General features: G+C 70.6%; 9 protein-coding genes. 1 reads left to right on the top strand and 8 read right to left on the bottom strand.

The features are described from left to right. Nucleotides 1–123: 123 nt before the first annotated feature. The 8 genes from KF708C_RS01915 to cyoA all read right to left on the bottom strand — a co-directional run bounded on the left by KF708C_RS01915 (nt 124) and on the right by cyoA (nt 9245). Entirely contained in the window at nt 124–927 is an 804-nt protein-coding gene (locus tag KF708C_RS01915; RefSeq protein WP_020423895.1) for an IclR family transcriptional regulator, read from the bottom strand. A 113-nt stretch (nt 928–1040) separates the two neighbouring features. Beyond that, on the bottom strand, nt 1041–3188 hold the full coding sequence (locus tag KF708C_RS01910; protein ID WP_059410574.1) for an acetate--CoA ligase family protein: 2148 nt from the start codon (nt 3186–3188) through the stop codon (nt 1041–1043). Nucleotides 3189–3192: 4 nt separating this feature from the next. After that, a complete protein-coding gene (locus tag KF708C_RS01905) occupies nt 3193–3993 on the bottom strand; it encodes an enoyl-CoA hydratase/isomerase family protein (RefSeq protein ID WP_059410573.1) in 801 nt (266 codons plus the stop codon). 23 nt (nt 3994–4016) lie between these two features. Further along, nucleotides 4017–4970: a tripartite tricarboxylate transporter substrate binding protein gene (locus tag KF708C_RS01900; RefSeq protein WP_020205168.1), complete on the bottom strand. Its 954-nt coding sequence runs from the start codon at nt 4968–4970 to the stop codon at nt 4017–4019. Nucleotides 4971–5199: 229 nt separating this feature from the next. Further along, complete coding sequence (cyoD, locus tag KF708C_RS01895; RefSeq protein ID WP_059410572.1) at nt 5200–5574, bottom strand: cytochrome o ubiquinol oxidase subunit IV; 375 nt, start codon at nt 5572–5574, stop codon at nt 5200–5202. Beyond that, nucleotides 5571–6200, bottom strand: coding sequence for a cytochrome o ubiquinol oxidase subunit III (gene cyoC / locus KF708C_RS01890; RefSeq protein WP_059410571.1), 630 nt, complete (start codon nt 6198–6200; stop codon nt 5571–5573). The genes cyoD and cyoC overlap by 4 nt, the downstream gene beginning before the upstream one ends. A gap of 3 nt (nt 6201–6203) precedes the next feature. Continuing rightward, on the bottom strand, nt 6204–8180 hold the full coding sequence (gene cyoB / locus KF708C_RS01885; protein ID WP_059410570.1) for a cytochrome o ubiquinol oxidase subunit I: 1977 nt from the start codon (nt 8178–8180) through the stop codon (nt 6204–6206). A 3-nt stretch (nt 8181–8183) separates the two neighbouring features. After that, the gene (cyoA, locus tag KF708C_RS01880) at nt 8184–9245 is read right to left on the bottom strand and encodes a ubiquinol oxidase subunit II (protein ID WP_231586359.1); all 1062 of its coding nucleotides are present in this window, start codon (nt 9243–9245) and stop codon (nt 8184–8186) included. Between the two features lie 205 nt (nt 9246–9450). On the opposite strand from cyoA, the gene KF708C_RS01875 reads away from it, so the two are divergent. After that, nucleotides 9451–10866 (top strand): aminotransferase-like domain-containing protein, encoded by a 1416-nt coding sequence (locus KF708C_RS01875; RefSeq protein WP_059410568.1) that lies wholly within the window; start codon nt 9451–9453, stop codon nt 10864–10866. The last annotated feature ends 212 nt before the right edge of the window (nt 10867–11078 follow it).

Below are 11078 nucleotides of genomic sequence, written 5' to 3'. Positions count from 1 at the left end.
GAAGAAGCGCAGGAAGGCAGTCAGGCGCCGCCCGACCGCGGCGCGGGAAATGGCCGGCCAGCCACGTGGCGCGGCGGACGGACCGATCCGCGCCGCCGCGCCATGTGCGCCCTGCCCGTCCCGTCAGTCCGGCCGCGCCTGCTCGAAGGCCTGCCGCAATTGCGCCGCCAGCCGCATCAGGTGCGGCCTGAGCTCGCGGCTGGCCGCCGCCACGCCGGCGCGCGTGGAGGTGCTGACGTTGAGCACGTGGAGCGGATAGTGGCCAAGCTGCATCGGCGTGGACAGCGCCACCACCTCGGGCTGCCAGCCGGCGGCGCACCAGCCGTGCCGCTGCACGTGGTCGATGGCCTCGAGGATCTCCGCTTCCAGCTCGGGCCAGTGCGCGGAGAAGCGCTGGCGGAACTGCCGCATCAGCGCCTCGCGCTCATGCGCGGGCGCGGCCGCCAGCCAGGCGCGGCCCAGCGAGGTCAGCGCGATGGGCACGCGCTGGCCCGTCACCACGTTGCGCAGCGACACCTTGCGGCTGTAGCGGATCGATTCCAGGTAGACCATCTCGTCCTGGTCGGCCATCGCCAGCCCGACGTTGATGTGCTCGGCCTGCGCCAGCTCGCGCATCAGCGGCGCGGCCAGCTGCAGCACGGTGGAGCCGGTGCGCATGGCGTGCGCCAGGCTCAGCACCGGCGCGCCGAGGCGGTAGGCGCGCAGGTCGGGGTCGTATTGCAGGAAGCCGGTCTCGACCAGGCTTTGCGTCAGGCGGCTGACGGTGGAGCGCGCCAGCCCGGTGCGCTCGGCCAGCTCGCCATTGCCGAGCACCTCGGAGCCGGGCCGGAACGCGCGCAGCAGCGCGATGCCGCGCTCCAGCGAGCGGTTGGCAAGCTGGCTGGCTGGCCGCCCGCGCGCGCGGCTGCTTGCATCCTCCGAATCCACTGCGGCCTCCGATGGCATGGGACGCCGCATTTCCGCTGGACGGAAATGCGGCGCCGAGGGCAGCAGTCTGGCACAGACCGGCCCGGCGCGCGAGCCCCCGGCGCGAGTCCCGGCTAGGCGATGACCGCGACGCCGTCGGCGGCGCGCACGCCCTGCCCGGCCGGCAGCACGAACACCGGGTTGATCTCGGCCTCCACCAGCCGCTCGCCGAGCGCGGCGGCCATGCGCGAGAACGCGACGATGGCCTCGGCTAGCGCCGGCACGTCCGCCCTGGGGCGGCCGCGGTAGCCGTCCAGCAGCGGCCACGTCTTGAGCTCGCGCGCCATCGCCGCCGCCTCTTCGCGCGACAGCGCACCGCCGGGCGGCAGCAGGCGCAGGGTGGTGTCCTGGAACAGCTCGGCGGCGACGCCGCCCATGCCGAGCAGCACCGCGGTGCCGAGCGCGTCGCGGTGCAGGCCGAGGATCATCTCGACGCCGCCGCCGACCATCTCCTGCACCAGGAAGCGCTCCGGCTCGCGGCCGGTGTGGCCGGCCACCTCGGCGCGCATCGCCGCCAGCCGCGCGGGCACGTCCTGCGGCGCCACGCCGACCGCCACGCCGCCGACGTCGCTCTTGTGCGTGATCTCCGACGACAGGATCTTCAGCACCACGCGCTCGCCGAGCGCGCGCGCGGCGGCCTGCGCCTGCGCATCGTCGCGCACCACCGTCTCGCGCACCGTGGGCACGCCGAAGCGCGCGAACAGCGCCTTGGCCTGCGCCTCGTCGAGCGAGCCGGACGGCAGGTCCGCGATGCCGGCGGCGGGCGCGACAGGCGCGACAGGCGCGGCCGCCAACGCCTGCTCCGCCGCCGCGCGCAGGCGCGCCGCGTCGAACATCGCGCCCAGCGCCGCGGCGCAGCTTTCCGGCGCGCTGAAGGCCGGCACGCCGCGCTGGTTCAGCACCGCGGCCACGTGCGGCGCGTGCGGGCTGACGTAGGCCAGCACCGGCTTGTCGCTGCCCGGCAGGCAGTCGCGGATGGCGTCGGCCATCAGGTCCGGCATGGCCAGGCCGGAGGAGCCGACGATCACCGCCACGGCGTCGTAGCCCGGGCTGTCGAGCAGCGTGCGGATGGCCGCGCGCAGCAGGTCGGGCTGCAGGCCGGCCAGCGTGACGTCGATCGGGTTGCGGTCCAGCGCGGCGTGGTCGCCGTTCTGCAGCGCGCGCAGCTGCGCCGCGGTGGCCGCGTCGGGCGGCGGCGTCTCGAAGCCGGACACGCCCAGGCTGTCCGACACCAGCGTGCCGGCGCCGCCGGTCGAGGTCAGCACCGCCACGCGCCGGCCGCGCAGCACGCGCCCGGCCGCCAGCGCGGCGGGAATGTCGATCAGGTCGGCGAAGGTCTGCGCGCGGATCACGCCGACCTGGCGGAACAGCGCGTCGTACATGCGGTCGGCGCCGGCCAGCGCGCCGGTATGCGAGACCGCCGCGCGCGCGCCGGCCTCGGAGCGGCCGATCTTGAAGGCCACCACGGGCTTGCCGGCGGCCGCCGCCTTGAGCGCGGCGGCGCGGAAGCGCGCCGGGTCGCGCACGCTTTCCACGTACAGCGCGATCACGCGGGTGGCTTCGTCGTCGGCCAGGTAGTCGATGAAGTCGGCCAGGTCGAGGTCGGCCTCGTTGCTGGTGGAGACCAGCTTGGACAGGCCGATGCCGCGCGCCGCGGCGCGCGACAGCAGGGCGCCGAGGATGCCGCCGCTCTGCGACACCACGCCGATGCTGCCGGCCGGGAAATGCTCCATCTCCAGCGCGCCGCTGGCCGACAGCGGAATGCCGTCGGTCACGTTGACCAGCCCGATGGTGTTGGGCCCGAGCAGGCGCATGCTGCCGGCCGCCTCGACCAGCTCGGCCTGGCGGCGCGCGCCCTCGGCGCCGGTCTCGGTGTAGCCGCTGGCCAGCACGATGGCCGCGCCGGTGCCGCGCGCGGCCAGCTCGCGCACGGCGTGCTGCGCGCGCTCGGCGCCGAGCAGCACGATGCCCACGTCCGGCACCTCGGGCAGCGAGCCGATGTCCGGGTAGCAGCGGATGCCGCCGATGGTGTCCACCTTCGGGTTGACCGGGTAGATGGCGCCGCCGAAGCCGTGCCGCGTCAGGTAGGACACCGGGCGGCCCGAGGTCTTGGCCGGGTCGGCCGAGGCGCCGATGACCGCCACGCTGCGCGGCTTGACCAGGCGCGCGATGGCGGAAGCGGTGGAGGCGGTGGCCGCGTTGGAAATCAGGTCGGATGCCATCGCGTCAGCCCTTCGCCGCGGCCGCGGTCTTGTTGAGGAAGGCCAGCACCGACGCGCGGTGCTCGCTGCTGGTGTAGCAGATACCCTGCGCCTGGCTGCCCTGCGCGAACACCTGCCCGGCCGGCAGCTCGAAGCTCTGGTTGAGGATGGACTTGCCCAGCGCCAGCGCGGTGGGCGAGCCGTGGCTCAGCTCCGCCGCCCAGTTGCGCGCGTCGGCCAGCAGCGCGTCCGGCGCGCTCACGCGGTCGGCGATGCCGAGCCGCAGCGCCTCGGCCGCGTCCACCTTGCGCCCGCTGAAGATCAGTTCCTTGGCCCTGGACAGGCCGGTGCGGCGCGGCAGGAAATACATGCCGCCGCCGTCGGGGATCAGCCCGCGGTGGATGTAGGACCAGGCAAAGCTGGCGCTCTCCGAGGCGACCACGAAGTCGCAGGCCATCGCCATGTCGGCGCCCAGCCCGGCGGCCGCGCCGTTGACCGCGGCGATGGTCGGCTTGGGCATGTCGTGCAGCAGCGCCACCGAGTGATGCACGCGCTGCTGGCGCGCCCAGCCGTTGAAGCCGACCTCGCCCTGCGGCGCGTCCATGCGCTTCTGCATGCCGGCCACGTCGCCGCCGGCGCAGAAGCCCTTGCCGCTGCCGGTCAGCACCAGCGCGCGGATGCCGCGCTCGGCGGTGACGCGCTCCAGCGCGTCGATCAGCTCGCTGCGCATGTCGTCGGTGATGGCGTTGCGCTTGTCGGGGCGGTTGAGGGTCAGCACGGCGATGCCGTCCTGCGTTTCCAGCTCGATGAAAGAATAGTCGGTCATGGTGTGTCTGGCTGCGGCTCGGTTCAGTTGATGGTGATCTTTGCGTCTTTGACGACCTGGCTCCAGCGCGCCTGCTCGCCGCGCACGTAGCGGCCGAACGCCTCCGGCGTGCCGGGGCTGACGATCAGCCCCTCGGCGTCGGCGCGCTTGCGGAAGGCGTCGGTGGCCACGGCCTTCCTGGCCGCGGCGTTGAGGCGGGCGATGACCGGCGCCGGCGTGCCGGCGGGCGCGAACAGCCCGTACCAGCTTTCCGCCACGTAGCCGGGCACGCCGCTCTCGGCGATGGTCGGCACCCTGGCCAGGTCGGGGCTGGTGGAGCGCTGCGCGCTGGTCACGCCGAGCGCGCGCAGCTTGCCGGACTCCAGCAGGTTGCCGACCGCCGAGGCGGTGGCGAACATCAGGTCCACCTGGCCGCCGAGCAGGTCGGTGATGGCCGGGCCGGCGCCGCGGTAGGGAATGTGGTTGAGGTTGACCTTGGCCAGGCTCTTGAACAGCTCGCCGGCGAGGTGCGCCGAGGTGCCCGGTCCCTGCGAGGCGAACGAGATCTTGCCGGGGTTGGCGCGGGCCGCGGCGATCAGGTCCTGCACGGTCTGGTACGGGCTGTCCGGGCGCACCACCAGCACGTTGGGCGAGCGGCCCACCAGCACCACCGGCGCGAACGCCTTGTCGGTGGCGTAGGGCAGCTTGGGCTGCAGGCTCGGGTTGACGGCGTGCGCGAAGGTCGCCATCACCAGCGTGTAGCCGTCCGGCGCGCTCTTGGCCACGTTGTCGGTGCCGATGATGGTGCCGCCGCCGGGCTTGTTGTCGACCACCACGGGCTGGCCGAGGTCCTGCGACATGGCCACGCCGATGGTGCGCGCGATCAGGTCGGTGCCGCCGCCCGGGGAGAACGGCACCACGATGCGGATGGGCTTGTCGGGAAAGGCCGCCGTGGCGGTGGCCGGCAGGCACGCGGCGGCGAGGGCCAGCGCGGACAAGCACGCGCCGAGCGGCGCGGCGGATAGCGCGGCCAGCCTGCTGGCGACGCGACGGGAAAGGGAATGCACTGTCGTCTCCGTGGAATCCGGGGCACCGTGCGCCAGCGGCGCGGTGCCCCGTTTGTTGGAGACGAGAATAGGCCCGCGCGCCCCGCTTTGCAGCCCTTCAATTCCGTGCGGTGGAATTGAAAAGGCGGCGCGGCGGTGCGCGCGGAGCCGGCCGGGCCGGCTAGTCGCGCATCTTGGCGCGCTCCATCGACATCTGCGTCGGCATCATGTTGACGTTGGCGTTATGCATGACCCACAGCGAGCCCGCCACGATGATGGCGATCAGCAGCGCGCTGCAGATGAAGATGGCGGTGTTCTGGCGCTGGTCGCGCGCGGCGCCCATGTGCAGGAAGAACACGAGCTGCACCAGCAGCTGCGCCACGCACAGCGCGACGATGGCCGCCAGGCCCAGGTGGCGCGGCACCACGTCGAGCATCACGGCGCCGAACGAGGCGAAGGTCAGCAGCACCGACAGCACGAAGCCGACCACGTAGCCCTTGAAACTGCCGTGCGCGGCGTCGGCGGCGCCGGCCGGGTGGAGATGCTTGGTCTTCATACGAACTCACGCAGGTAAACGAAGGTAAAGACGCAGATCCAGATCAGGTCCAGGAAGTGCCAGAACATGCTCAGGCAGTTCAGGCGGCGGCTGGTGACGCCGTCCAGGCCGAAGCGCTTGATCTGGTGCATCATCACGGCGATCCACACCAGCCCGCAGGTCACGTGCAGGCCGTGGGTGCCGACCAGCGTGAAGTACGAGGACAGGAACGCGCTCACGCCGGGGCCCGCGCCGCGGTGCAGCAGCTCGGTGAACTCGTACAGCTCCATCGCGATGAAGCCGGCGCCGAGCAGGAAGGTCACGCCCAGCCAGCGCACCACCATCTGGCTGCGCCCGGAATGCATGTACAGCATCGCCACGCCGAAGGTGAAGCTGCTGAGCAGCAGCAGCATGGTCTCGCCCAGCACGAACGGCAGCTCGAACAGCTCGCGCCCGCCCGGCCCGCCGGCGGTGTTGCCCGCCAGCACGCCGAAGGTGGCGAACAGCACCGAGAAGATCAGGCAGTCGCTCATCAGGTAGATCCAGAACCCGAGCGTGGTCTTGGTGCCGTCGTCGTGATGGGCGTGGTCGTGCGCCGCGTGGGCGTGCGAATGCGCGTGCGTGTGCGCGGTCATGGTATTGCTCATGGTTTACGCCGCCTCCTGCAGCTTCGCGTAGCGCGAGTTCTCGATGCGCTCGACTTCCGCCGCCGGCACGTAGTAGTCCACGTCGCGGTCGTAGCTGCGCAGGATGAAGGTGCCGATCATGCCGGCCAGCGCGACGATGGCCAGCGGCCAGATGTGCCACACCAGCGCGAAGCACAGCACCAGGCTGAAGCCGGAGATGATGATGCCGGCGCCGGTGTTCTTCGGCATGTGGATGTCCTCGTAGCGCGCGGGCTGCACGTAGGCGCGGCCGCTTTCCTTGTCGTCCCAGTGCTGCTCGAGCGAGGTGATGTGCGGCACGTGGGCGAAGTTGTAGAACGGCGCCGGCGAGGCCGTGGCCCATTCCAGGCTGCGGCCGTTCCACGGGTCGCCGGTCGGGTCCATGTTCTGCTTGCGGTCGCGCACGCTGACGTAGAGCTGGATCAGCAGCGCCAGGATGCCGGCGCCGATGATCACCGCGCCGCACAGCGCCACCACCAGGTAGGGATGCCAGTCGACGTTGGCGTAGTGGTTCATCCGGCGCGTCATGCCCTTGAAGCCGAGCACGTAGAGCGGCATGAAGGCCAGGTAGAAGCCCACCAGCCAGCACCAGAACGAGATCTTGCCCCAGCGCTCGTTGAGGGTGAAGCCGAACACCTTGGGGAACCAGAAGCTCATCGCCGCCAGGCAGCCGAACACCACGCCGCCGATGATGACGTTGTGGAAGTGGGCCACCAGGAACAGGCTGTTGTGCAGCACGAAGTCCGCGCCCGGCACCGCCAGCAGCACGCCGGTCATGCCGCCGATGGCGAACGTCACCATGAAGCCGATGGTCCACAGCGTCGACGAGTGGTAGCGGATGCGGCCGCGGTACATCGTGAACAGCCAGTTGAACAGCTTGACCCCGGTCGGGATCGAGATGATCGAGGTCATGATGCCGAAGAAGGCATTGACGTTGGCGCCCGAGCCCATCGTGAAGAAGTGGTGCAGCCAGACGAAGAACGAGAGGATGCCGATCGACGAGGTGGCGTACACCATCGACTTGTAGCCGAACAGCGGCTTGCCCGAGAACGTCGAGATGATTTCCGAGAACGCGCCGAAGCACGGCAGGATCAGGATGTACACCTCGGGGTGGCCCCAGACCCAGATCAGGTTGATGTACATCATGGCATTCCCACCGAGCTCGTTGGTGAAGAAATGCATGCCCAGATAGCGGTCGGCGGTCAGCAGCGCCAGCGTCGCGGTCAGCACCGGGAACACCGCCACGATCAGGATGTTGGTGATCAGCGCGGTCCACGTGAACACCGGCATCTTCATCAGGTTCAGGCCGGGCGCGCGCATGCGCAGGATGGTGACGATGAAGTTGATGCCGGTCAGCGTGGTGCCCAGCCCCGATACCTGCAGGGACCATATGTAGTAGTCCACCCCGACCGTCGGACTGTAGCCGAGCTCCGACAGCGGCGGGTAGGCGACCCAGCCGGTGGCGGCGAAGTCGCCGACGAACATCGACAGCATCACCAGCACCGCGCCCGCCACCGCCAGCCAGAAGCTCAGCGAGTTGACGAACGGGTAGGCCACGTCGCGCGCGCCGATCTGCAGCGGCACGATCACGTTCATCAGGCCGAGGATGAACGGCGTGGCCACGAAGAAGATCATGATCACGCCGTGCGCGGTGAAGATCTGGTCGTAGTGGTGCGGCGGCAGGTAGCCGGCCGCGTCGCCGTAGGCCAGGGCCTGCTGCGCGCGCATCATGATGGCGTCGGCGAAGCCGCGCAGCAGCATCACCAGCGCCATGATGATGTACATCACGCCGATCTTCTTGTGGTCCACCGAGGTGAACCACTCGGTCCACAGGTACTTCCACTTGCCGAAGTAGGTGATCGCGCCGAGCAGCGCGACGCCGCCCAGCAGGACGACCGCCAGCGTGCCCATGATGATCGGCTCATGGTACGGGATGGCGTCGAGGGTGAGTTTTCCAAACATGGCTTATAGCTCCGTGGCCGTGGCGCCGGAGCGCGGAATCGAGACTTGCGAAAGGTCCCGGGAGGCGGGCGCGGCGGCGGGCGTGGCAACTGTCACGGCGGCGGGCGGGGCGGCGGCCTCCAGCGTGACCGGGCTGTTCGCGCGGCAGATCGCGTCGCCGCCCTTCATGTACTTGTTCACCACGCCGGCGAACAGCGCCGGCGCCACGCTCGAGTACAGCGTGGCCGGGTCCTTGCTGCTGGGGCGCTCGAGCATGCGGAAGGCCTTCTCGTCGAGCGGCCGGGCGGACTGCTTCGCCTCGGCGATCCAGCGCTCGAAGTCGGCGCGCGAGGTGGCGAAGGTCTTGAAGTGCATGTCGGAGAAGCCCTGCCCGCTGAACGCGGCGGACTGGCCGAGATACACGCCCGGCGTGTCGGCGATCAGGTGCAGGCGCGTCTGCATGCCCGCCATCGCGTAGACCTGGCTGCCCAGTTGCGGGATGAAGAAGGAGTTCATCATCGACTCGGCCGTGATCCGGAAGTTGACCGGCGTATCCACCGGAATCGTCAGCTGGTTGAGCGAGGCCACGCCGTACTGCGGATAGATGAACAGCCATTTCCAGTTCAGCGCGACCACCTCCACTTCCACCGGCTCGGCGGCCGACTCGATGGGCCGGTACGGGTCGAGCTTGTGCGTGGTGTCCCAGATCAGGATGCCGAGGAAGATCACGATCACGCACGGGATGGTCCACACCACCACCTCGATGGCGGTGGAGTGCGCCCACTTCGGCGCGTAGGTCGCGCGCGTGTTGGAAGCGCGGTAGCGCCAGGCGAAATACAGCGTGAGGACGATGACCGGAATCACCACCATCAGCATCAGCGCGAGCGAGATGACGATGAGCGATTTTTCCTGGTGCCCGATGGCGCCCTTCGGGGAGAAGAGTTCCATCGAGCAACCGTTGAGCAGCAGCGCCGCTGCGGCTCCGCAGGCCAGCGCGGAGCCCGGCAGCTTGCCGGCCCACGCCTTTGCCCGGGCATGTAGGGGGCGCCGGATCGCCATGGCTGGCCCGGCCGTCGATTTGCGCATATCTGAATCACCTTAGTTATGCATCACATAACCTATGCACTTGTCGGGACGGAATGCCACGGCACGCGGAATACATGGGGCGAGGGCTTGCTGCGAGCGACGGCCGCCACGAAGGCGGGAGGGCATACAAAACGGCTCAATGTATGGCTTAATGCGATGCGGTGCCGGATCTTAAGGTAAGACAAAAGCCATACAACGAGGGTTTATGCCTAGAAAATCCACCCCACGAGAGCCAGCCACGGAAACCGCCGCGCGGCCGGCGTGGCTACCCGATTTCCGCCCCGGCAAGGGCGCGCGCTACCTGCAGGTGGTGGCCGCGATGGAGCAGGCCGTGGCCGACGGCGGGCTCAGTCCGGGCGACCGCCTGCCGCCCCAGCGCCAGCTCGCCGAGCTGCTCGGCGTGGACCTCACCACCGTGACCCGCGCGCTGGCCGAAGCCAAGCGCCGCCACCTGGTGGAGGCGCGCGGCGCGCTCGGCACCTTCGTCGCCGCGCCCACGGTGGAACTGGCGCAGATGGTGGACCTCAGCATGAACGTGCCGCCGCCGCCCGAGGGGCTCGACTTCGACGACCTGCTGCGGCGCGGCATGTCGCAGGTGCTGATGCGCACCGACGCCAACCTGCTGATGACCTACCAGCTGGGCGGCGGCAGCAGCCCCGACAAGGCCGCCGGCGCGCTGTGGCTGGCGCCGATGCTGGGCGAGGTGGCGCCCGCGCGGCTGGTCGCCTGTCCCGGCGCGCAGGCCGCGCTGGCCGCGCTGATCCTCGCGCTCACGCCGCCCGGCGGCACCATCGTCACCGAGCCGCTGTGCTACCCGGGCCTGCGGCTGGCCGCCGAGCAGCTCGGCCGCGCGGTGGCGAGCGTCGCCGCGGACGACCAGGGCATGCGCCCCGACGCGCTGGAGGCGGCCTGCCGCGAGCACGGCGCGCGCGTGGCCTACCTCAACCCGACCTCGCAGAACCCCAACGCCCGCACCATGCCGGCGCAGCGCCGCCGCGACATCGCGCGCGTGGCCGAGCAGCGCGGCATCGCCATCATCGAGGACGACCCGTACTGGCTGCTGACGCCGCACGCGCCGCCACCGCTGGCGCACTACTCGCCCGCGCACGTCTATTACATCGCCACGCTGTCCAAATGCCTGAGCCCGGGCCTGCGCACCGCCTACCTCGTCACGCCGCCGGCCGCCGACCAGGGCGCGGTGCTGGCCGCGCTGCGCTCGTTCGCGCTGATGTCCACGCCGCTGTCCACCGCGCTGGCCACGCAGTGGGTGCACGACGGCACGGCCCTTGCGCTGCTGGGCAACATCCGCGCCGAATGCGCCGCGCGCCTGGCGCTCGCGCGCGGCATGCTGGGCAGCCTCGGCCACCCGCCTTCGGCCGGCATCCACATGTGGCACCTGCTGCCGAGCTACTGGACCTCGCGCGAGCTGACCCAGGCCGCGCACGCCGAAGACCTGCGCGTGACCGCCTCCGACGCCTTCCACGCCGGGCCCAACCCGCCCAACGCGATCCGCATCTCGCTGGGCGGCGTCAAGGAGCGCGCGCGCCTGGCGCTGGCGCTGAAGAAGCTGGCCGACCTGCTCGCGCGCATGCCGCGCCAGCACCGCGAGATCGTGGTGTAGCCGCGCGCCGGGGGCGACAGCGAGGTACTGCGGGAATACCGCGGGAATACCGCGGGACTATTGCGGGCGTGCCGCGCAGATGCGGCGGCTTGCGCTGATCCGGTCATATTCGCCGGATCTGATTCTTTCCGCGCGCGCGGCGCGGCCGTAAAGTCCGCCTGTCCAGACCTCCCCCCGAACGGCATTTCTCCCCCGGCAATACCTTGCCCTGG

This window comes from Cupriavidus basilensis, assembly GCF_000876015.1.
Classification (GTDB): Bacteria; Pseudomonadota; Gammaproteobacteria; order Burkholderiales; family Burkholderiaceae; genus Cupriavidus; species Cupriavidus basilensis_B.
Note: the sequence above shows the minus strand (reverse complement) of the source record. Positions and strands in the feature narration are given on the sequence as shown.